The following is a 21,254-nucleotide window of genomic DNA, read 5'->3' as shown; positions in this document are numbered from 1 at the left end:
TGTGCTGAGAACATCGTGATGTTAGCCGTGTCCGGTGTCGACTTCCGGCACCACTGACATGCCGACTTTTAACTGTTGGGCTTGAGGTTGACCTGGATCGATGGCGATGCGCACCGGTAGACGTTGGACGATCTTGGTGAAATTACCTGTGGCGTTGTGGGGTTGAATGGCTGAAAAGCTCACCGAGCTGGCTGGGCCTAGGCTATCCACTCTGCCGGTTAGGGTGATGTTGGGGAGAGCATCGATGGTGAAACTTACCGGTTGGCTGGGCCGCATACGGGCGATTTGTGTTTCACGGAAATTGGCGGTGATATAGAGATTGTCCAGAGGAACTAAGGTCAGCAGCGTTTCACCGATTTTCATATAGCCGCCGAGGCGCACCACTTTCTGAGCGACGATACCTTTCACCGGTGCTGTAATGTGGGTGTAGGATAATGCCAATTCCGCTGCGTCCAGTTTGGCCTGAGCGATGTTTTGCGCCGCTTGGGCTTTCTCTAGGTCGGCCTGCAACACTTCCAACGCCTGTTGGGTAGCGGTATAGGCGGCCTGGTCGCCGATCAGGGTGGCCCTTGATGCAGCTAACTCTGCCTCTGCCCTTTGCAGCGACTGAACGGTACCGGCACCGCGGGCGCGCAGGTTGAGGTAGCGTTCTCGCTCCTGTCGAGCCAGTGTCACTGCGGCCTGATCGACGTCAAGTTTTGCCTGTGCTTGATGAATGCGACTTTCCTGACGCACGATTTGCGCTTGTAGACTGACGATTTCCGCAGCTGCCTGGGCCAGTCCAGCACTTGCTTCTTCCACCTTAGCTCGTGTATCGCTGTCATCGATCTCTACTAGCAGGTCGCCGACGCTCACCGTCTGGTTTTCTTCCACCAGTACCCGCTGTACACGACCGGCAACCTGCGACGCCACCCGTGTTAGATCTGCCTGTATATAAGCATCGTTGGTGGATTGATATCTGGCGGCGCTTTCCGGGCGGTTCAGCGCATAGACACCCGTAATTGCCAGGGCCAGGAGTATCAGAATGAAAGGAGTTCGCAAGCGACGTAATGAGGTCATGGCTATTATTCCGGTGAACGAGAGGGAGGTGACGGTGGCGTTACGGGCGTGAGACAGAGCGTCAGCGGAATCAGCATCAGGGCAAGCACGCTAAGTGCCCGGTAAGCGTCGGCGGTGGCCAGCGTGACGGCTTGGGTAGTGACGGCGTCGGACAACGTCATCAGTTGGTCTTCATGCATTCCTAGGGCGGCGCCAGCTCGAGCCATGCTGTCCAGCAACATGTCGCTGTGAAAATGGCTTTGAATCAGTATCAACTGAGTGACCAGCGCGCTGCCCAGGGCGGTGCCGAAGGCGCGCAGCATATTCACCAGCCCGGATACGAAGGGGCCTTCCATTGGCTGTACCACACTGGTAGCCAGAAATAGCAGTGAGACCACCGCCATTGGCTGGCCGATCGCTTGCAGTGCTTGTACAGCGACGAACTGGTGCCACATCCATTCACTGGTGATTTGGGCGCCTAGCCAGCAGGCTATCGCCACAATCAGCAGGCCAGTGGCAAATACCTTGCGTGCATCCATCCAAGGCTGGTATAGAAGCAGAGCCACCAGGGAGCCGAGCACCAACTGTGGTAGCCCGATGGTGAGCCCAACGGCACTGGATTGCAGTGGTCTATAACCTTGCACTTGGGCGAGAAAATTAAGCGGCAGTAGAGCGCCGGACATCAGCACAACCAACAGCCCAACAAACAGGGTGAAGCCCAGCCCAAGGTTGCGCCGGGAAAGCAGTTGAAGGCGGATAAAAGGGCTGGGATGATGCCACTCGCTGAGCAGACCGGCGAAGGTGGCGATTAGGCCGCCAGCAAGTGCACTGCAGATCAGTGTTGAATGAAACCAGCCAAGACGTACACCCTGACTGAGAACTATCGCAAGCAGCGCTAATCCGGTAACCAGACAAATATGGCCGATCCAGTTGCCCTGACCGAAGCGCTCATGGCGTGGTGGATCCTGAGGGAGGCCCCATGCACATAGCGCTAAGCTGAACATACCCAGCGGAACGATTTGCCAGTAGACCCACCGCCAGTCGAACAACTGATCTGTCCACACGCCAGCCAGCCACACCGCCAGATTGGGTGCTAGGGTGGCAGTCATGGCGAATAGCGCCAAACCGTGCAGGCGAATATGAAACGGCAGAAAACGCAGCGCTGCCATCATCAGTGTCGGGATCAGACCGCCAGCGACGGCACCTTGCAGACCGCGCAGTAGGAGCATGGACGGTAGCGACTGGGCAAAGGGCAGTAGTAATCCGAGCAGCGTGGCAGCGGAGATTAACACCAGTTGATAACGGCGCAGTGATAGGGTGATGGCGAACCAGGCGGCAAACGGTTGTACCGTGATTTCGCCAACGAGATAGACGGTATCCAGCCAGGAGGCAGCGTCGGCACCCAAACCATGGGCGCCGCGAATATCTGGCAATGATAAGGCAGGAACCCGGTTGTTAAATCCTGCCATGATGGCTGCGATGAATACGCCGGTCAGCCCGGCGATAAGCCGAGGGCCAAAAACAGGCTGGGCTGGGGTGGCGGTGCGGGTATTAGGCATGGAGAGCGCTCCGGCGATCACAATCGCCAAGTGAAGCGCATTCCTACCTCCCGGGGCGGGCTGTAGATGGTGACGAAGCCGTTCTGGTAGCCCACGGCGTCATAGCGCTTATCGCCGATGTTGTCGGCGTAGGCGGCGAGCTCCCAATCACCTAACTGATAGCCAGCGACCAAGTTGAGCAGTGCATAGTCGTTACGCTCGTATTGGTTGGCGGCGTCTAGGTAGACTTTGCTGCTACCGACCAGGCTGCCCTGGGTGTACCAGCCTTCTGGATCGTCGTAGCGTAGGCTCAAATAACCGGTAAAATCGGGAGCGAAAGGATTGTGATTACCAGCGTAGTCGGCTGAGCCATCTTGGAATTGATCAAATCGGGTATGGTTCCAGGCTAACCCCCCTTTAATTTGCCACCCATCGCCAAGCAGATAGTCAAGGTCGAGTTCTACCCCTTTAGAGGTGGCTGTGGCAGCATTGGTGATGTACATCATGCCGGCGGTGGGCATTTGCATGACTTGCATGTTGTCGATGTCCATCAGATAGGCGGCGAGAGAGTAACGCAGGCGCCCTTCGGCTAGCCAACCCTTAGCGCCGGTCTCGTAGGACCAAGTTTTCTCTGGACCGAAGGACTGATAGTTCGTTGCGGGGGATAATATATTGAACCCACCGCTACGCACGCCTCGCGAGATACTGGCGTACCACTGATTGCGTGGGCTGATTTCATATTGCAACGCGATCTTGGGCGAAAAGTGCGACCATGATTCCGACCGGCTTGCCGCACCACGTGGGTGTAGTTCCACCTGATTGTGCTCAATGCGCCCACCGGTAGAAAGGCGCCAGTGTTGTGCCAAGGGTAGGTTCCAATGGGTAAACAGGGCTGTCGTTTGGCTTTCCTGATTGGCATGAAGATCCACAGAGCCCATCATATTTTTGCTGATACTATGCAGCCGGTTATCACTGCTATCGCCGTAGACGCCGAGCAACCACTCTGTCTCGCCAAGAGCACCCTCTAAGCGAAGCTCCTGGGATAGCGTGCGTAGCCGGTTGTCACGACCTACGTGCAAGATATCCTCGGCCCTGAAATCGGTATCCTGCTGTATATGATCCCGGAAATCATTCCAGGCAGTGACGGAATGGAGACTCAAGTCCGAGGCGAATTCATGTTCCGCGGTTAGTGCTAGGGTTTGCCCCCAGGATCGGTTCCAACTTGGGGTGCCTGAGGCAACAGTGGCACGATGCGCGCTAGGTGCCCCCCAGCGGGATGCACCATCATCATACTCTTGGCGCGTATAGCGCAGTGCCAAATCAGTCGCATCACCAGGCGTCCAGCGCAGCCCTAGGTTGAGATCGTGCCGATTGCGGTCATCTTCATTACTGCCGGTGTGGATGTTGTCGATAAAACCATCCTCACTCGACGTGCTAACCGCAATACTGGCATAGAGATTGTCCTGAACGATGGGGTGACTGACGGCGAAGCGAACGGCTCGATGGCCATGGTTGCCGGCTTCACCGCTAACAGTGGCGCGAGGTTGGTTGTCCATCGGCTGGGTGTGGATAGCAATGACGCCAGCTTCGGCATTACTGCCATAGAGTGTGGACTGAGGGCCGCGTAGTATCTCGATTCGGTCGACGTTAAGTAGGCTGCTCTCGAATCCCTGAGCAGACAGTGTTGGTACACCATCCACCAGAAGCAACGTTGAGGTGGAAAAGGTGTTGAAGTTAGCCGTTAGTCCCCTCATTACGGGAGAATTCATGCCGGCCTGTCCGAATGGCTGAAACGATAACCCAGGAACCCGTCCCTCTAACTGTTCGAGGCTGGTCAGGCCCGCTGCTTCAATTTCAGAACCATCAATCACCGCGACACTGGCAGCCACATTTTCCAGTGGCTGCTCGGTTTTTTCCGCGGTCACCGTTATCGGTGTGAGGGTGGCGGGGGCTTCACCCTCTGTCGTTATTGCTGAGTTTGTCGTATTCGCCCACCCGGGGACGGCTTGCAGGCAACTCATCATGGCTGCCAAATGGAAAATTCGACGTCGCTTGTGCTGCATCTTTCGTTTCCCCTTATTCCCTTATGTTATTTCATTACGTGCTAATTTCCCCGCTACAATCTCATCGGTACGGGGAGTACGCTGAGAACAAGGATACTCTTAAGGCAAATAGTAATCATTGCTATTAAGTATGGTGGTTGGCGGTTTACCTATGAATGTATGCAAGCGCAGGGCTGGGGCAGCTGCCCATTCTGGTTCGGCCGAGCTGATTTTGACTGCTCAGTTCAAATTGAGCCTTGGGGCGTAGTCTGCTATTCTGTCGTCCCATCCTGGTGTGGCTTTCTGTTACGCCTTTTGATCACGTTTCGACAGGTTTTCCATGACACGATATATCTTCGTGACCGGCGGCGTTGTGTCCTCTCTTGGCAAGGGCATCGCGTCGGCCTCGCTGGCGGCGATTTTAGAGGCCCGCGGCCTTAAGGTCACCATGCTCAAGCTCGACCCGTACATCAACGTGGACCCGGGCACCATGAGCCCTTTCCAGCACGGCGAGGTGTTCGTCACCGAGGATGGCGCCGAGACCGATCTGGACCTGGGCCACTACGAACGCTTTATTCGTACCAAGATGACCCAGCGCAACAACTTCACCACAGGCCGTGTTTACGAGCACGTGCTGCGCAAAGAGCGCCGTGGCGATTACCTGGGTGGCACGGTACAGGTCATCCCGCACATCACCGATGAAATCAAGCAGCGCGTTTATGCCGGCGGTGAAGGTTTCGACGTGGCGCTGGTAGAAATCGGTGGCACGGTAGGTGATATCGAATCGCTGCCGTTTTTGGAGTCTATTCGCCAGATTCGTAGCGAGCAGGGTGCTAATCGCGCGCTGTTTATGCACCTGACGCTGGTGCCGTATATCAAGACGGCGGGCGAGACGAAAACCAAGCCTACCCAGCACAGCGTTAAAGAGCTGCGCTCGATTGGTATTCAGCCGGATATTCTGATTTGCCGCAGCGAAGTCGAGCTTGAAGAGAGCGAACGCCGCAAAATCGCGTTGTTTACCAACGTTGAAGAGCGTGCGGTCGTACCGCTTCAGGACGCAGATACCATCTACCGTATCCCGCTGATGCTTCATGAACACGGCCTGGACGATATCGTCTGCGATAAGCTGCGCCTTGATGCCGAGCCCGCCGATCTTTCCGAGTGGGTGAAAGTGCTGGACTCCAAGCTTAATCCGCTCAAGTCCGTAAGTATCGCCATGGTCGGTAAGTACATGGAACTGCTGGACGCGTACAAGTCGCTTAATGAAGCCTTGATTCATGCAGGCATTCAAGGGCGCATCAAAGTCAATGTCGACTATATTGACTCCGAAGACATTGAGCGCCATGGCACCGAGCGTCTGGCGGGCAAAGACGCCATTCTAGTGCCCGGCGGCTTTGGCGAACGCGGCGTCGAAGGCAAAATTCTGACGGCTCAATTCGCGCGTGAAAACAACGTGCCTTATCTAGGCATCTGCTTGGGTATGCAAGTGGCGGTGATTGAGTTTGCCCGTAACGTGGCGGGTTGGAATGACGCTAACTCCACCGAGTTTACCCACGATACCCAACACCCGGTGGTGGGGTTGATTACCGAGTGGCTGAACCCAGAAGGCAAAATCGAGCTACGCGATGCGGCGTCTGATTTAGGCGGCACCATGCGCTTGGGCGGCCAAGTATGCCATCTTGAAACAGGCACTAAAGCGCGCGAAGCCTACGGCTCTGATGAGATTGTTGAGCGCCATCGCCACCGCTTTGAGGTCAATAATCAGTTTATTGATGAGCTTGAGAAAGCAGGGTTGGTGATCTCGGGCAAGAGCGTCGACCAGTCGCTGGTGGAAGTTATCGAGCTGGCTGACCACCCTTGGTATGTGGCCTGCCAGTTCCACCCAGAGTTCACCTCCACCCCACGCGATGGCCACCCGCTATTCTCGGGCTTTGTTAACGCCGCATTGGAGCATAAAACAGCGCGCAGTCGCGCCCATGCGCATTCTCAGGAATAAGAGGGCAACAGCATGGCTTCTCAAGAACGGTCTCAAGAACGCTCTCAAGCTGGATCGCAAGAGCGTCATATTAACGTCGCCGGCTTAACCGCCGGCAATTCCTTGCCGCTAATGCTGCTGGGCGGCATGAATGTGCTGGAGTCTGCCGAGCTTGCCGATGAGGTAGCTCAAGCGTATGTGACGGTGACCCAGAAGCTGGGGATGCCTTACGTATTCAAGGCCAGTTTCGATAAAGCCAACCGCAGTTCAATCAACTCTTACCGCGGCCCCGGTATTGAGAAAGGCCTGCAGATTCTGGCCGATATCAAAGCCCGCTATAACGTGCCGATTATCACCGATGTGCACGAGCCCTGGCAGGCGGAAGCGGCCGCTGAAGTCGCCGATATTATTCAACTGCCCGCCTTTTTGGCCCGCCAAACCGATTTGGTGGTCGCCATGGCCAAAACCGGCGCGGTCATCAATATCAAGAAGCCGCAGTTTTTGGCGCCTCATGAAATGCGCCACATCCTCAGCAAGTTCCAGGAAGCGGGTAACGACCAACTGATGCTTTGTGAGCGTGGCTCAAGCTTTGGTTACAACAACCTGATTGTTGATATGCTCGGCTTTGGCGATATGAAGCAAACCGGCTATCCGGTGTTTTTCGATGTGACCCACGCGCTGCAACGCCCCGGTGGGCGAGCAGACAGCGCCGATGGGCGCCGAGCTCAGGTAGCGGAATTAGCCCGGGCAGGTGTGGCCGTAGGGCTTGCTGGGCTATTTTTGGAAGCTCACCCGGACCCTGACAACGCCAAATGCGACGGACCCTGTGCGCTGCCGCTGGATCAATTAGAGCCGTTCTTAACTCAGCTTGCGCAGCTGGATGCGCTAGTGAAAGGGTTTGAGCCGCTAACGATTCGCTAAGCAGGACGTTATATTAATAATTTTATCTGACCTATAGGAAAGGATATTGCCATGACCAAAATTGTTGCTATCAGTGCGTTGGAAGTGCTGGATTCACGCGGTAACCCGACCGTGCAGGCGCACGTACGCCTTGCCAGTGGCGCTGTCGGCGAAGCCTGTGCCCCCAGCGGAGCCTCAACCGGTTCACGGGAAGCGCTAGAGTTGCGTGACGGCGATAAGTCGCGCTACCTCGGCAAAGGTGTGCTGAAAGCAGTCGATGCGGTCAATGGCAAAATTCGTGATGCGTTGTTAGGTATGGATGCCCGCGACCAGCGCGGCTTGGACGATGCCATGCTGGCGCTGGATGGTACCGAGAACAAGGCGAATCTGGGCGCTAACGCGATTCTAGCGGTTTCCCTGGCAGCCGCGAAAGCGGCGGCTAACGCCAAAGGCGTGCCGCTTTATGCCCACATCGCTGAGCTATACGGCCAGCCGGGTCAGTACAGCATGCCGGTACCGATGATGAACATTATCAACGGCGGCGAACACGCGGATAACAACGTCGATATCCAAGAGTTTATGGTGCAGCCGGTGGGCGCGGCTAACTTCCGTGAAGGACTGCGCATGGGGGCGGAGATTTTCCACGCGCTGAAGAAGGTGCTGTCGGCAAAAGGTCTTTCTACTTCAGTGGGTGACGAGGGCGGCTTTGCGCCTAATCTTGCGTCTAACGCCGATGCGCTGGCTATCATTAAGCAGGCAGTGGCGGATGCTGGCTACTCTTTGGGTACTGACGTTACGCTGGCGCTGGACTGTGCGTCGTCTGAGTTCTATAAAGACGGCCAGTACAACCTTTCTGGGGAAGGTAAGAGCTACGACGCCGAAGGTTTTACTAACTATTTGGCCGGCCTGTGCGCCGATTATCCGATCGTTTCTATTGAAGACGGTATGGATGAATCAGACTGGGCTGGTTGGAAAGCGCTGACCGATAAGCTGGGCGATAAAGTGCAGCTGGTGGGCGATGATCTGTTTGTGACCAATACCAAAATTCTCAAACGCGGTATTGATGAAAAGATTGGCAACTCGATTCTGATCAAGTTTAATCAGATTGGCTCGCTTTCCGAGACATTGGATGCCATTAAAATGGCGCAGGATGCGGGTTTCACTGCGGTCATTTCTCACCGTTCAGGTGAAACGGAAGATACCACTATTGCTGATTTGGCGGTGGGAACCTGCGCAGGCCAGATTAAAACGGGTTCGCTATGCCGTTCTGACCGGGTGGCTAAATATAATCGCTTGCTGGTCATCGAGGCTGAGCTTGGCGAGGTTAGCTACCCTGGCCTAAAAGCGATTAAAGGCCAATAAATCGCTGAAATTGAGCGAAATATTAGGGTGTTTGTAAGAGATGTCTCAAAATTTTGTAAGAGATGTCGTACAAATTCCGACGAAAATCGCTCTGGTTAGGGTAAGAAAATATGACATTTGCCGCTAGCTAAAACTTAAGCTATTGTTTTTTAAATTATAATCGTTGAAAGGCGAGTCGATATGACTCGCCTTTTTGCGTTATGGTCATGTTGAGAAGCCGCCGAGATCTGCCACAATGCGATCAGGACAAGGGGAGGCAGGGATGCTTTAGGCAGGATGCAATAGGATGAAAGATCGGAGGCGCCTGGTAATTAGTGGAGTGATTACTGGCAAGGATGTTTTCCGAGAGGGGAGTGGTCAGAGGAAGTGCTTGGAGTGGGCGGCCTAAGGGTCGCCTTTTTTTATGCCTGACCCTGCCTATATTGCACTGCCTATATGGGCCCCAGCTCAGAATAAAAAAAACCAGCGTAGCCGCTGGTTTAACAAATGCTAGGTTAAGAAAAACGCTGCGCTCAGCGCTCTAGTTTTTCCATCTTGCCTGGCTTGCCGTCCCATTCTTCAGCATCGGGTAGCGCATCTTTTCTTTCGGCTATGTTCGGCCATACATCTGCTAGCTCAGCGTTAATCTCAATAAAGGCCTCTTGCCCTTCAGGCAACTCATCTTCTGAGAATATCGCTTCGGCGGGGCACTCGGGCTCACACAGTGCGCAATCAATACACTCATCCGGATGAATAACCAGAAAGTTCGGGCCTTCATAGAAGCAGTCGACCGGGCAGACTTCCACGCAGTCGGTGTATTTGCACTGGATGCAGTTCTCGGTAACGACAAACGTCATCTTGCTATCCCTCTCGCGGGACCGGATATGTCCCGGTCATGATTAATCGTGAATGGTTATAAATCAGCCGTTTTTTATAAGCTAAAAGTTTGATGACATTCTAGAGGTGCGCATACCATGCGGCAAGCGCCGCATGGTCTTCTATTGCAGCTATTAGAGCAAGTCCCGCCATTGATAAAGCAGCGCGAGGGCTTCTCGCGGCGATAAATCATCCATATCCGTCTTTTCAAGTGCCTCGATCACCGGGTGAGGTGTTGCGGCAAATAAGTCGTTTTGCTGCGGCGCAGTGCTCGGCGCCTGTGTACTGTTGCCCACATCACGATGCTCTAAGCTGACCAGCTTTTCACGGGCGCGTTTAATCACATGATTAGGAACGCCGGCTAACTGAGCCACCTGCAAACCATAGCTCTGGCTTGCAGGGCCTGCCTCTATGCGATGCATAAACACAATGCTGTCGCCATGCTCGGTGGCCGTTAAATGGATGTTGGCCACGCCGTCCATGTGCTCCGGAAGGGCGGTCATCTCAAAGTAATGGGTGGCAAAGAGCGTTAGCGCACGCCCTTTAGCCAAATGTTCGGCGCTGGCCCAGGCAAGTGATAGGCCATCAAAGGTGCTGGTGCCACGGCCAATTTCATCCATCAAAATCAGGCTTTGCTGGGTAGCATTATGCAGAATATTGGCAGTTTCGGTCATTTCGACCATAAAGGTAGAGCGCCCGCCCGCAAGATCATCCGACGAGCCAATGCGGGTGAAAATGCGGTCCAGTGGGCCTATTTCAGCGGCATCGGCGGGCACGAAGCTGCCGCAGTGAGCCAGCAGCGCAATTAGCGCGGTCTGGCGCATATAGGTCGATTTACCGCCCATGTTGGGGCCAGTAATGATCAGCATGTGCTGATCAGGCGTGAGCGTGACGTCGTTAGGTACAAAAGGCGTTTCACTGACGTGCTCAACGACAGGGTGGCGCCCGGCTTCAATTCGTATGCCGGTGGCCTCGCTGAGCATTGGGCGAACCCAGCCAAGTGCTTCTGCGCGCTCAGCAAAGGCGCACAGTACATCCAGCTCAGCGACGGCTTGAGAGGTGCTTTGCAGCGCATGCAGGCTGGCATTGAGATCACCCAGCAGGCGATCATAAAGCCATTTTTCACGCGTCAGCGCGCGCGATTTGGCTGACAGCGCTTTATCTTCAAACTCTTTGAGTTCAGGAATGATAAACCGCTCGGCATTTTTCAGCGTTTGGCGACGGATATAGTCGGCTGGCGCCTGCTGTGCCTGGGAGCGAGGTAACTCAATAAAGTAGCCATGCACTCGGTTATAACCGACTTTCAGGTGCGCCAAGCCAGTGCGTTCGCGCTCGCGAAGTTCGAGCTGGACCAGATAGTCGCCAGCGTTTTCGGCCATACCGCGATGCTCGTCGAGCTCAGCGTCAAAGCCGTCAGCAATCACGCCGCCATCGCGGATGACCACGGGCGGGTTCTCGACCAGCGCACGGCTCAGCATATCGGCCATTTCTGGGTAGGGGCGAATATGCGGGCGCAGGGTGTCCAACGCACTGCCGCTCTCTACCTCACTCAATTGCTGTTCAAGCGTGGGCAGCGTTACTAGTGCGTCTCTAAGGCGTGCTAAATCTCGTGGGCGGGCGCTATACAGTGCCACGCGAGCCAGAATACGCTCGACGTCGCCGACGGCGCTCAAGGTATCGCGAAGCGGCATGTAGGCGGCATCTAAGCTGAGCAGTGCCACGCCTGCATGACGAGCCTGGACAATCTCGCGCTGGCGCAGGGGACGGTTGAGCCAGCGCTTGAGCAGTCGCGAGCCCATGGCAGTGGTGCAGGTATCCAGCACGCTGGCCAGGGTGTTGTCGCTATTGCCGCCGAGGTTGATGTCAATTTCTAAATTGCGCCGGCTGGCCGCGTCAATGACCACCGCATCATCACGATTTTCGACGCTGATCGCAGTGACATGAGGCAGTCGCGAGCGCTGGGTGTCGCGGGCGTAATCGATCAATACGCCTGCGGCAATCAGTGCGGTAGTCAAATGCGCGCAGCCAAAGCCGCGCAAATCCTGGACTTCAAACTGATCACACAGGCTGCGGGTAGCGCTGTCTATATCAAATAGCCATTCACCCTGACGACGCAGGCTGCGTTTTTGTGACCAGGCAGCCGGCAGCGTTAAGCTTTCCGGTACGAGCAGCTCAGCGGGCGATAGGCGCGTAAGCTCGGCGAGCATTTCGGCTTCGCTCTCTACTTCCAGTACGTTGAAGCGGCCGCTGGAAAGCTCAAGCCATGCCAGGCCCCAGCTATCTTTGCCGGGGGAGACGGATACCAGTACGTTGTCGCGGCGCGCATCGAGCAGCGCTTCGTCGTGGAGCGTGCCGGGGGTGACGATGCGAACCACCTGGCGATCAACGGGGCCTTTGCTGGTCGCTGGGTCGCCAATTTGCTCGCAGATAGCCACCGACTCGCCGCCAGCAACTAAGCGTGCCAGGTAGCCTTCAGCGCTGTGGTAGGGTACGCCAGCCATCGGAATAGGTTTGCCGCCTGACTGCCCGCGCTGGGTAAGCGTGATATCCAGTAACGCGGAGGCGCGTTTAGCATCGTCGAAAAATAGCTCGTAAAAATCCCCCATTCGGTAGAACAGCAGTACCTCGGGATGTTCACGTTTGATCTTTAAGTATTGCGTGATCATTGGCGTATTAGCGGGGATGGCCTGTGACATGGGCGTCCTGGTTAAGCGTAGCGTAAGCCGTCTCGACCGACGGCATGTTCTTTGAGCGGTTTCTTTGCGTCAGTTCTTTAAGAAAGCTAAACGCAGTATTCTACGCTGAACTGACGACTCACTTGAAGGAGCGACGATAGTGACCAGCGTATCTAGCCTAAAAAATCTTGATTTAACACTGCTTGCTCAGCGGCTGGGGCGGCTTTGCCAGCAGTTAAAGGTAGAAGTCACCGCCGCTGAGTCGTGCACGGGCGGCGGCGTTGCCAGCGCGATTACCGCGGTTGCGGGTAGCTCGGCCTATTTTACGACCGGCTATGTAGCGTATGCGAATCCGGTGAAGAGCCGATTATTGGGCGTGCCCGACGCTATGCTGGCAGCGCACGGTGCGGTGAGTGAAGAAGTGGTGAACGCCATGGTGCTTGGTGCCTGCCGGGAAAGTGGTGCAGGCTTGGGCGTTGCGGTCAGCGGTATCGCCGGGCCAGACGGTGGCAGTGAGGACAAGCCGGTAGGTACAGTATGGCTGGCGTGGGGCGATGCCAATGCCCAGCAGGCGGAATGTTTTCATTTTCCAGGCGACCGCTCAGCAGTGCGTGAACAGGCCGTGCGTCAGGCGCTAGCCGGGCTAGTGGCGCGCTTGGATGCTCAGGTAAATGCGGGCGATACGAAATAATTGTGAGAAAGTGTCGTCGAGGATTTGTTTACGACGGAATCTTTGGCATACTACTGGCTAATTATACAGCTTGTTATGAGGAATCACTGAATGGCTCAGGATGACAACCGCACTAAAGCGCTAAACGCTGCACTCAGCCAAATCGACCGTCAGTTCGGCAAAGGCACCGTCATGCGTCTAGGCGACGCTCCGCGTGTAGTCATGCCGTCGGTTTCCACCGGTTCATTGGGGCTGGATATCGCGCTCGGCATCGGTGGTCTGCCGTACGGACGAGTATGCGAAATCTTTGGTCCAGAATCGTCGGGTAAAACCACGCTGACCCTTTCAGTGATTGCTCAGGCGCAAAAGCAGGGCAAAGTGTGTGCCTTTGTAGATGCCGAGCACGCGCTTGATCCAAGCTACGCTGAAAAACTGGGCGTTAATCTGGATGACCTGCTGGTTTCCCAGCCGGACACCGGCGAGCAAGCGCTAGAAATTACCGACATGCTGGTGCGTTCTGGCGGTGTTGACGTGATTGTTATCGACTCGGTCGCAGCGCTGACGCCGCGTGCGGAAATCGAAGGCGAGATGGGCGATACGCACGTTGGCCTACAGGCGCGGTTGATGTCACAGGCGCTGCGTAAAATCACCGGTAATATCAAAAATGCCAACTGCTTAGTTATCTTCATTAACCAGATTCGTATGAAGATCGGCGTTATGTTTGGTAGCCCTGAAACGACGACCGGCGGTAATGCGCTCAAGTTTTACGCTAGTGTGCGCCTCGACATTCGCCGTACGGGCTCGGTTAAGGTTGGTGATGAAGTCACCGGTAACGAAACCCGCGTCAAAGTGGTCAAGAACAAAGTGGCGCCGCCGTTCCGCCAGGCTGAATTCCAGATTCTTTACGGCAAGGGTATCTATCACGCGGGCGAAGTTATTGATCTGGGCGTGCAGTGTAACCTCGTCGATAAAGCCGGTGCTTGGTACAGCTACAAGGGTAAGAAAATAGGCCAGGGTAAAGCTAATTCAGCGCTGTATCTGGAAGAGCATCCTGAGATTATGATTGAAATCGAAACGCAAATCCGCGAGCAGTTACTGGCCAAGCCGGACCCCAAGAAGGAAAAGGAAGAGGCGTCTGTAGAGGCAGCGGTTGACGCAGATGCGGGTGATGACGATCTGCTATAAGGCACCCTAATGGCGTTTGCCTCGCAGCGTGATGCTACGCCACGAGTGATCGCCATCGGCTTGCTGGCTCGGCGCGAATATTCGCGCGCTGAGCTGGCACAGCGATTGGCGAAAAAATCCTTTGAGCCCGCTGCCATTGATGAGTGTCTGGATACGCTGATCGAGCAAGGGTTCCAGTCGGACGAACGCTTTGCTGCAAGCTTTGTGCGCTCACGTATTTTGCGTGGTCAGGGCGTTATCCGTATTAAGGGTGAGCTACGCCAGCGCGGCGTCGACCAAGAAACGCTTAGCGCTGCGTTTGAGTCGGTGGTGGCGAACGAGCAGGTTGACTGGTTTGAGTTGGCGCGCGAAACCTTGGCTCGGCGCTTTACGTCTGCTGGCGAAACACCCAAAGAGCGCGCCAGGCGAGAGCGCTTTTTAGCCAGCCGTGGCTTCGATTTTGAACAAATACGTTACGCACTTTCCTGTCTTTAACGCCTTCTTAGGCGCCTGAAATATCTTCGTTTCTGCGTATAACCACATCGTCTCTTACATTTCTAATGGCGCTCTAATAGGCTTGTGCATCTTTTTGATTGCATTTCTGCCACTAAGTGCGGCTTTAGTCGTTTGACAACTGCGCTATAATGGCTGCTTTGCGACCCCTGAGGGTAGCGGTGACAGCGCCCTGGGACACCACGCTTTCTTGTTACGGATACCCTATGAAAAGCGCAGAGATAAGACAGGCCTTTCTTTCCTTCTTTGCAGAGCAGGGGCACACCATTGTGCCAACCAGCTCGCTAGTGCCGGGTAATGACCCTACGCTGCTGTTTACCAATGCCGGTATGGTGCCGTTTAAAGATGTGTTTCTGGGTCGCGACCCGCGCCCGTATGTACGCGCCACTTCTGCGCAACGCTGCGTGCGCGCGGGCGGAAAGCACAATGATTTAGATAACGTCGGTTATACCGCCCGTCATCATACTTTCTTCGAAATGATGGGTAACTTCAGTTTCGGTGACTACTTCAAGCGTGATGCTATTCGCTTTGCCTGGGTGTTTCTAACCGAAACGCTGGGGCTGCCTAAAGAAAAGCTGTGGGTAACGGTGCACATCAGTGACGACGAAGCTGAGCGTATCTGGAAGGATGAAGTGGGCATTGACCCTGAGCGCTTTTCCAAGCTGGATGAGGACAATTTCTGGCAGATGGGTGATACCGGCCCCTGCGGGCCCAGCTCAGAAATCTTCTATGATCACGGCCCAGAGGTCTGGGGCGGCCCTCCCGGTAGTCCGGAAGAAGATGGCGACCGCTATATTGAAATCTGGAATTTAGTGTTCATGCAGTTTGATCGCGATGCTCAGGGAACGCTCAATCCGCTGCCTAAACCTTCTATTGATACCGGCATGGGCCTGGAGCGAGTGGCTGCTGTCATGCAGGGTGTTCACTCCAACTATGAGATCGACCTGTTTCAGCGCCTGCTGCAAGCAGCTTCACAGGCAACCGGCCATGTGGACACGGCGACGCCTTCATTGCGCGTGATTGCCGATCACATTCGCTCCTGCGCCTTTTTAATTGCCGATGGGGTGCTGCCTTCCAACGAAGGGCGCGGCTACGTGCTGCGGCGTATTATTCGCCGCGCGATTCGCCACGGCCATAAGCTAGGTGCGGTCGACCCGTTCTTCCACAAGCTGGTCGGTGCGCTTGACGCTGAAATGGGCGATGCCTATCCAGAGTTGCGCGAAGCCTGTGGTCAAATCGAGCGCGTGCTACTGAAAGAAGAAGAGCAGTTTGCCCGTACGCTGGATCACGGTATGGGGCTATTGAATGCGGCGCTGGCTGAGCTGGAGGGCAACGTGCTGTCGGGTGAAACTGTGTTTAAGCTTTATGACACTTATGGTTTCCCCTTTGACCTGACGGCGGATGTTTGCCGGGAGCGTGGCGTCACCCTCGACGAAGAAGGTTTTCAGCGTGAGCTGGAAGCGCAGCGCGAACGCGCCCGAGCGGCCAGTCAGTTTGGTGCTGATTACAGCGCCTCCATTGAAGTGGATGGCGAGACAGCCTTTACCGGGTACGACCGCTTAGAAGATCAGGCCAAAGTGACGGCGCTGGTCGACAGCGAAGGTAATGCACTGGCGGCACTTGAGGCCGGTCAGAAAGGCACCGTAGTGCTGGATCGTACGCCGTTTTACGGCGAGTCGGGTGGCCAGGTAGGCGACACCGGCTATCTATACGTAGATGGCGGGCGCTTCCAGGTAATGGATACCCAAAAGCAGAGCGGTCATCACCTGCATCAAGGTGTGATGGTGGAGGGCGCGTTGAGCGTTGGTGCTAGCGTGCGCGGCGAAGTAGACGCCAGCCTGCGCGCTGCAACTATTCGCAACCATTCGGCCACTCACCTGCTGCATAAAGCGCTGCGCATGGTGCTGGGTGATCACGTGCAGCAGAAAGGGTCACTGGTTAACGCTGAACGCCTGCGCTTTGACTTTAGCCACTTTGAACCGATGACGGCTGAACAGCTGGCGGAAGTCGAGCGGCTGGTCAACGAGCAGATTCTCGCTAACGCTGCGACCAAAACCGAGCAGATGAGCTTGGATCAGGCCAAAGCCAAAGGCGCTGCGGCACTGTTTGAAGCCAAGTATGCAGAGAACGTGCGCGTACTGACTATCGGTGCTGACGACTTCTCTATTGAGCTTTGTGGCGGTACCCACGTGGCGCGCAGTGGCGATATCGGCTGCTGTCACGTGATGAGCGAAGTGGGCATTGCTTCGGGCGTGCGCCGCATTGAGGCGATTACCGGCGAAAACGCGCTGGCCTACTTCCGCGAGCAGGAAGCTTGCCTGGGGCGCTTGGGTGATCGCTTGAAAACCAAGCCAGAGCAGGTCGAAGCGCGGGTAGAGTCACTGGTTGAGCGTAACCGCAGCCTTGAGAAAGAGCTTGAGCAGCTCAAAGCTAAGCTTGCTAGCGCCGCGGGCAGCGACATGCTTAGCCAGGTCCAAGAGATCCAAGGTGTTAAACTGTTGGCGACCCAGCTAGAGGGTGTGTCTGGCAAAGATCTGCGTGGCATGCTTGATCAGATTAAGAACAAGCTAGGCTCCGGCGTAGTTATTCTTGGCGTTGCCGATCAGGCGGCGGGCAAAGTAAGTCTCATTGCCGGCGTGACCCAAGATCTGACTGGCCGCGTGAAAGCTGGGGAATTGGTCAACCATGTTGCCTCGCTTGTGGGTGGAAAGGGCGGTGGCCGCCCCGATATGGCTCAGGCGGGGGGTAGCCAACCCGATGCGCTGCCGGATGCGCTGAAGAGCGTACCTCTATGGTTAGAAAACACGCTTAACTAAACTCCAAGGCCGGTGGCATTATTGCACCGGCCTTATCGTTAGATATGTACGACAAATTTCATCCTCCATTTCCGAACGCATAGGAAAAACGGCATATGGCACTATACGTACAGAAGTTCGGCGGCACCTCGGTGGGCTCTGTCGAGCGCATCAAGGCCGTCGCTGAAAAGGTCAAAGGCTTTCGTGATCAAGGCCATCAAGTGGTGGTCGTGGTTTCTGCCATGAGTGGCGAAACGAATCGACTAACAGACATGGCCCAGGCGCTGAATGAAGAACCTGCTCCGCGCGAGATGGACATGCTGTTGTCTACCGGCGAGCAGGTCACGATTTCGCTACTCGCCATGGCGCTTCAACAGATTGGCGTGCCAGCAACGTCGCATACCGGTGCGCAGGTGGGGATTCTGACGGATAGTGCCTATACCAAAGCTCGTATTCAGCGCATTGAAACCGACGACTTAAAAGCGGACTTAGATGCCGGTCGGGTCGTCGTGGTGGCTGGCTTTCAGGGGGTCGATGAAAACGGCAATATTACTACCCTGGGGCGCGGTGGCTCTGATACCACTGGGGTTGCATTAGCAGCAGCGCTAGGTGCCGATGAGTGTCAAATTTACACCGATGTCGACGGTGTCTATACCACCGATCCGCGAGTATGCTCTAAGGCCCAGCGGCTAGAAAGTATCACTGTGGAAGAGATGCTAGAGCTTGCCAGCCTAGGCTCTAAAGTGCTGCAAATTCGTGCCGTAGAGTTTGCCGGTAAGTACAACGTACCCCTGCGGGTGCTGTCGAGCTTTGAAGACGGCCCCGGCACCCTAATTATTGCAGAAGCAGACAAAGACGAGGACGCAATGGAAGAACCACTGATCTCCGGTATCGCCTTCACTAAAAATGAAGCCAAACTGACCCTGCTGAACACGCCTGATGTGCCCGGCGTGGCATCGCGTATTCTTGGCCCCATTGCCGATGCCAATATCGAAGTCGATATGATCGTGCAGAACGTGGCTCCCGCCGGTGACTATACTGATTTCACCTTTACGGTCGCGAAAGGTGACTACAAGGCTACCAAGAAGCTGCTCGAAGAGACGGTGATCCCTGATTTGGGAGGCGGTGAGCTACGCGGTGATGATAATATCGCTAAAGTATCGCTCGTCGGTGTCGGTATGCGTTCCCATGCGGGCGTGGCATCGAAAATGTTCCGCGTGCTGGCCGATGAAAACGTTAATATCCGTATGGTATCCACCTCCGAGATTAAAATTTCGGTGGTGATTGATGAAAAACATATGGAACTTGCTGTTAACGCGCTACACAAAGCATTTGGCCTAGATAAAGCAGATGTTGAATCTGAGTAACACTAATCGCTTAACTCTTCTACGCTAAAGAAGTACTTACTGCCGTGTGGTGGTGAGCTTTCTTTCAGCGGGAGGTTTTAAGGTATCAAGGAGCCGATGTTTTTTGTGGTAGGCAATACCGTGTAGTACTCGTGGTATTGCCTTCGGCTGATATACCCCGCTGTAAAACGTCTGAAAAGGAGATCAGCCATGCTCATCCTAACTCGCCGTGTTGGCGAAACCCTGATGATCGGTGATGAAATGACCGTCACGGTGCTAGGTGTGAAAGGTAATCAAGTGCGTATCGGCGTAAATGCGCCGAAAGATGTATCGGTTCACCGTGAAGAGATTTATCAGCGCATTCAGCGTGAAAAGAACAGCGAAAACGAAGTGAAATGACGCTTACGCTCGTGCATCATTATGTGATGCATTCAGCGTAAGGTAAGGCCAGCGCGAAAAAAAATCGGCCAAGGGCTGGACAGAAGTAACCTAAATCGGTAATATTCGCGCCGTGCCGTTAAGGAGAGGTGGCCGAGTGGCTGAAGGCGCTCCCCTGCTAAGGGAGTATAGGGTTTATAGCCCTATCGAGGGTTCGAATCCCTCCTTCTCCGCCAACTGCACACTAGGTATGCGCCCGTAGCTCAGCTGGATAGAGTACCTGACTACGAATCAGGGGGTCGGAGGTTCGAATCCTCCCGGGCGCGCCACCTTTTAGTTAGCAAGATGCAGTAAATATAAGTGCAGTTATTACGCGCCCGTAGCTCAGCTGGATAGAGTACCTGACTACGAATCAGGGGGTCGGAGGTTCGAATCCTCCCGGGCGCGCCAGATTCTAAACCCGCTCTCTCTTGAGGGCGGGTTTTCTGTTTCAAGCCTGTTTGTAGCCTGGCCGGAAATGGCTCGCGCCCCGGTCTTGCGATCGTGTGTAGCGCCCACCGCTTTTGCGGCTGGGCGCTTTTTTTGGCCGTTCGTTTTGTTTAAGCACTGACCACAAGGCTGTCGAGCAGGTGGTCTAAGTCGGTGAGACGCTTAACGCGTTGAAAGTTCTGGTTAGCTTCGTCGCTGCCTTGACGCATTTGGGCAAGCCACTGCTTCACTAAAGAGACGACGACGCGGTCCGGCAGGTGTTGGCGCTGCAGGGCGGCATACTCTTGAAGTACGCTTGCGCGCATCGCCCAGCTGCTTTCAGGCAGTCGCTCACCGGTTGTCTGCCAATGGCGAATGCGCGGTGCAAGCCAGGGGTCTGCCAGTGCGCTGCGCCCAAGCATGACGTCATCACATCCCGAGAGCGTGCGCGCTTTCCAGTAATCTTCAAGCGTCCAGATATCGCCGTTGGCGACCACCGGAATGCTGACATGTCGACGAATCTTGCCGATCCATTCCCAGTGAGCCGGTGGGCGGTAGCCCTCGTCACGGGTGCGTGCATGCACCACCAAGTGTGCCGCACCGCCAGCTTCAGCCGCTTGCGCGCAGGCCACCGCTAAGCGCCGATTAGAGAAGCCCAGACGAATCTTGGCGGTCACCGGGATCTCGCCGTCCAGCGCGTCAGCAGCGGCTTTAACCGCTTGGTAGACACGTTCAGGTTGGCGTAATAGTGCAGCGCCGCCGTCGTGTCGATTGACCAGCTTGGCGGGGCAGCCGAAATTAAGATCAACGCTCACTGCGCCTAAATGGAGCGCTTGGCGCGCGTTGGCGGCCAGAGCGCTAGGGTCAGAGCCGAGCAGCTGCAGATGTACCGGAATACCGCTTGGGGTTGCCACGGGGGGCTGAGCAAGCTCTGGGCAGTGTTTATAAAACACTCGCGGCGGCAAGCATGCATCAACCACGCGCACGAACTCAGTCACGGTCCAATCGAACCCCGCTTGGCGGGTTAAGAGATCGCGGGTGAGCGCATCGATCACTCCCTCCATGGGGGCTAGGCCAATTCTTCCGTTATGTAGTAAATTAACAACCATGACTTCCACTATCGCGCCATTGCATTCTATTCTGGGTGTGGCAGGTTAGTGTATTCCCCTTACTGCGCCAAGCGCCTTTCATTGCATTGGCGTAATCCTATGCCAATGAGCAGCACTTATAAACGAAGGAGAGCGTCTTATGCAGGATCAAGGACTATTGCAGGACGGGCTAGCGTTGATGGCGCTCGGGATGGGGGTAGTGTTTGTTTTTCTTGCTATTTTAGTTGTCAGCGTCACGCTGATGTCAAAGCTAATCGGCCGCTTTCAACCGGTACCTGTCGCTGCTGATACGGGTAGAAAGTCACTAAGTTCTTATCCATCTTCCTCGCCGGATGACGAGGTCATGGCCGTCATCAGTGCTGCAGTGCACCGTTATCGCTCCACGCGACGTAGTTAACTTTCTGGTTTTTTTTCGTTAAAGCTACT

The 21,254-nt window shown here is 55.3% G+C and carries 16 protein-coding genes and 3 tRNA genes; 13 read left to right on the top strand and 6 right to left on the bottom strand.

What is annotated here, in order from left to right:
• Positions 1–21: 21 nt before the first annotated feature.
• Genes ACT3TR_RS03800 through ACT3TR_RS03790 form a run of 3 tightly spaced genes read right to left on the bottom strand, consistent with a single transcriptional unit; the run spans position 22 to position 4,639 of the window.
• Positions 22–1,059: an HlyD family secretion protein gene (locus ACT3TR_RS03800; RefSeq protein WP_087107928.1), complete on the bottom strand. Its 1,038-nt coding sequence runs from the start codon at positions 1,057–1,059 to the stop codon at positions 22–24.
• 5 nt (positions 1,060–1,064) lie between these two features.
• Positions 1,065–2,597: an MFS transporter gene (locus ACT3TR_RS03795; protein ID WP_087107930.1), complete on the bottom strand. Its 1,533-nt coding sequence runs from the start codon at positions 2,595–2,597 to the stop codon at positions 1,065–1,067.
• A 17-nt stretch (positions 2,598–2,614) separates the two neighbouring features.
• Positions 2,615–4,639, bottom strand: coding sequence for a TonB-dependent receptor (locus ACT3TR_RS03790; protein WP_217883853.1), 2,025 nt, complete (start codon positions 4,637–4,639; stop codon positions 2,615–2,617).
• 319 nt (positions 4,640–4,958) lie between these two features.
• Between ACT3TR_RS03790 and ACT3TR_RS03785 the strand changes: the two genes are divergently transcribed.
• The 3 genes from ACT3TR_RS03785 to eno are packed head-to-tail and all read left to right on the top strand — an operon-like array spanning position 4,959 to position 8,855.
• Positions 4,959–6,614, top strand: a complete 1,656-nt coding sequence (locus tag ACT3TR_RS03785) for a CTP synthase (RefSeq protein WP_444624478.1) — start codon at positions 4,959–4,961, stop codon at positions 6,612–6,614.
• A gap of 12 nt (positions 6,615–6,626) precedes the next feature.
• The gene (gene kdsA / locus ACT3TR_RS03780) at positions 6,627–7,514 is read left to right on the top strand and encodes a 3-deoxy-8-phosphooctulonate synthase (protein ID WP_444624479.1); all 888 of its coding nucleotides are present in this window, start codon (positions 6,627–6,629) and stop codon (positions 7,512–7,514) included.
• A gap of 51 nt (positions 7,515–7,565) precedes the next feature.
• Positions 7,566–8,855 carry a phosphopyruvate hydratase gene (eno, locus tag ACT3TR_RS03775; RefSeq protein ID WP_444624480.1) on the top strand — a complete coding sequence of 430 codons (1,290 nt, stop codon included), beginning with the start codon at positions 7,566–7,568 and terminating at the stop codon, positions 8,853–8,855.
• A gap of 512 nt (positions 8,856–9,367) precedes the next feature.
• Here eno and fdxA read toward each other — a convergent pair.
• Together fdxA and mutS are read right to left on the bottom strand one after the other, a co-directional pair.
• Positions 9,368–9,691: a ferredoxin FdxA gene (gene fdxA, locus ACT3TR_RS03770; protein WP_096281989.1), complete on the bottom strand. Its 324-nt coding sequence runs from the start codon at positions 9,689–9,691 to the stop codon at positions 9,368–9,370.
• A 153-nt stretch (positions 9,692–9,844) separates the two neighbouring features.
• A complete protein-coding gene (gene mutS, locus ACT3TR_RS03765) occupies positions 9,845–12,406 on the bottom strand; it encodes a DNA mismatch repair protein MutS (protein WP_193062768.1) in 2,562 nt (853 codons plus the stop codon).
• Between the two features lie 136 nt (positions 12,407–12,542).
• Here mutS and ACT3TR_RS03760 point away from each other — a divergent pair, with 136 nt between their 5' ends.
• From ACT3TR_RS03760 to ACT3TR_RS03720, 9 genes are all read left to right on the top strand, one after another.
• Positions 12,543–13,076: a CinA family protein gene (locus tag ACT3TR_RS03760; RefSeq protein ID WP_096281987.1), complete on the top strand. Its 534-nt coding sequence runs from the start codon at positions 12,543–12,545 to the stop codon at positions 13,074–13,076.
• Between the two features lie 90 nt (positions 13,077–13,166).
• Positions 13,167–14,240 (top strand): recombinase RecA, encoded by a 1,074-nt coding sequence (gene recA / locus ACT3TR_RS03755; protein WP_193062766.1) that lies wholly within the window; start codon positions 13,167–13,169, stop codon positions 14,238–14,240.
• Positions 14,241–14,249: 9 nt separating this feature from the next.
• Positions 14,250–14,714, top strand: a complete 465-nt coding sequence (locus ACT3TR_RS03750; RefSeq protein WP_193062764.1) for a regulatory protein RecX — start codon at positions 14,250–14,252, stop codon at positions 14,712–14,714.
• A 224-nt stretch (positions 14,715–14,938) separates the two neighbouring features.
• Positions 14,939–17,548: an alanine--tRNA ligase gene (gene alaS, locus ACT3TR_RS03745; protein WP_193062761.1), complete on the top strand. Its 2,610-nt coding sequence runs from the start codon at positions 14,939–14,941 to the stop codon at positions 17,546–17,548.
• A 95-nt stretch (positions 17,549–17,643) separates the two neighbouring features.
• Positions 17,644–18,894 carry an aspartate kinase gene (locus ACT3TR_RS03740; RefSeq protein WP_193062759.1) on the top strand — a complete coding sequence of 417 codons (1,251 nt, stop codon included), beginning with the start codon at positions 17,644–17,646 and terminating at the stop codon, positions 18,892–18,894.
• Between the two features lie 189 nt (positions 18,895–19,083).
• Positions 19,084–19,272, top strand: a complete 189-nt coding sequence (gene csrA, locus ACT3TR_RS03735; RefSeq protein ID WP_193062757.1) for a carbon storage regulator CsrA — start codon at positions 19,084–19,086, stop codon at positions 19,270–19,272.
• A 122-nt stretch (positions 19,273–19,394) separates the two neighbouring features.
• Positions 19,395–19,487 (top strand) — tRNA-Ser (locus ACT3TR_RS03730).
• A gap of 16 nt (positions 19,488–19,503) precedes the next feature.
• A tRNA-Arg gene (locus ACT3TR_RS03725) sits at positions 19,504–19,580 on the top strand.
• A 44-nt stretch (positions 19,581–19,624) separates the two neighbouring features.
• Positions 19,625–19,701: transfer RNA gene (locus ACT3TR_RS03720), tRNA-Arg, on the top strand.
• 149 nt (positions 19,702–19,850) lie between these two features.
• Here the strand turns inward: ACT3TR_RS03720 and ACT3TR_RS03715 are convergent.
• A complete protein-coding gene (locus tag ACT3TR_RS03715; protein ID WP_226938560.1) occupies positions 19,851–20,828 on the bottom strand; it encodes a tRNA dihydrouridine synthase in 978 nt (325 codons plus the stop codon).
• Positions 20,829–20,967: 139 nt separating this feature from the next.
• Here ACT3TR_RS03715 and ACT3TR_RS03710 point away from each other — a divergent pair, with 139 nt between their 5' ends.
• Complete coding sequence (locus ACT3TR_RS03710) at positions 20,968–21,225, top strand: OadG family protein (protein WP_193062755.1); 258 nt, start codon at positions 20,968–20,970, stop codon at positions 21,223–21,225.
• Positions 21,226–21,254 lie beyond the last annotated feature (29 nt).

Source organism: Halomonas sp. AOP12-B1-6 (assembly GCF_052379225.1).
GTDB classification, from domain to species: domain Bacteria; phylum Pseudomonadota; class Gammaproteobacteria; order Pseudomonadales; family Halomonadaceae; genus Vreelandella; species Vreelandella casei.
This window is presented reverse-complemented; position numbering and strand designations above follow the sequence as displayed.

Bases quoted from the DNA above. Each gene is read 5' to 3' on its own strand.
- kdsA (WP_444624479.1), top strand. From the start codon at position 6,627: ATGGCTTCTCAAGAACGGTCTCAAGAACGCTCTCAAGCTGGATCGCAA.
- csrA (WP_193062757.1), top strand. From the start codon at position 19,084: ATGCTCATCCTAACTCGCCGTGTTGGCGAAACCCTGATGATCGGTGAT.
- fdxA (WP_096281989.1), bottom strand. From the start codon at position 9,691: ATGACGTTTGTCGTTACCGAGAACTGCATCCAGTGCAAATACACCGAC.
- alaS (WP_193062761.1), top strand. From the start codon at position 14,939: ATGAAAAGCGCAGAGATAAGACAGGCCTTTCTTTCCTTCTTTGCAGAG.
- ACT3TR_RS03790 (WP_217883853.1), bottom strand. From the start codon at position 4,639: ATGCAGCACAAGCGACGTCGAATTTTCCATTTGGCAGCCATGATGAGT.
- ACT3TR_RS03715 (WP_226938560.1), bottom strand. From the start codon at position 20,828: ATGGTTGTTAATTTACTACATAACGGAAGAATTGGCCTAGCCCCCATG.
- ACT3TR_RS03785 (WP_444624478.1), top strand. From the start codon at position 4,959: ATGACACGATATATCTTCGTGACCGGCGGCGTTGTGTCCTCTCTTGGC.
- ACT3TR_RS03740 (WP_193062759.1), top strand. From the start codon at position 17,644: ATGGCACTATACGTACAGAAGTTCGGCGGCACCTCGGTGGGCTCTGTC.
- ACT3TR_RS03710 (WP_193062755.1), top strand. From the start codon at position 20,968: ATGCAGGATCAAGGACTATTGCAGGACGGGCTAGCGTTGATGGCGCTC.
- mutS (WP_193062768.1), bottom strand. From the start codon at position 12,406: ATGTCACAGGCCATCCCCGCTAATACGCCAATGATCACGCAATACTTA.
- ACT3TR_RS03750 (WP_193062764.1), top strand. From the start codon at position 14,250: ATGGCGTTTGCCTCGCAGCGTGATGCTACGCCACGAGTGATCGCCATC.
- ACT3TR_RS03800 (WP_087107928.1), bottom strand. From the start codon at position 1,059: ATGACCTCATTACGTCGCTTGCGAACTCCTTTCATTCTGATACTCCTG.
- eno (WP_444624480.1), top strand. From the start codon at position 7,566: ATGACCAAAATTGTTGCTATCAGTGCGTTGGAAGTGCTGGATTCACGC.
- ACT3TR_RS03795 (WP_087107930.1), bottom strand. From the start codon at position 2,597: ATGCCTAATACCCGCACCGCCACCCCAGCCCAGCCTGTTTTTGGCCCT.
- recA (WP_193062766.1), top strand. From the start codon at position 13,167: ATGGCTCAGGATGACAACCGCACTAAAGCGCTAAACGCTGCACTCAGC.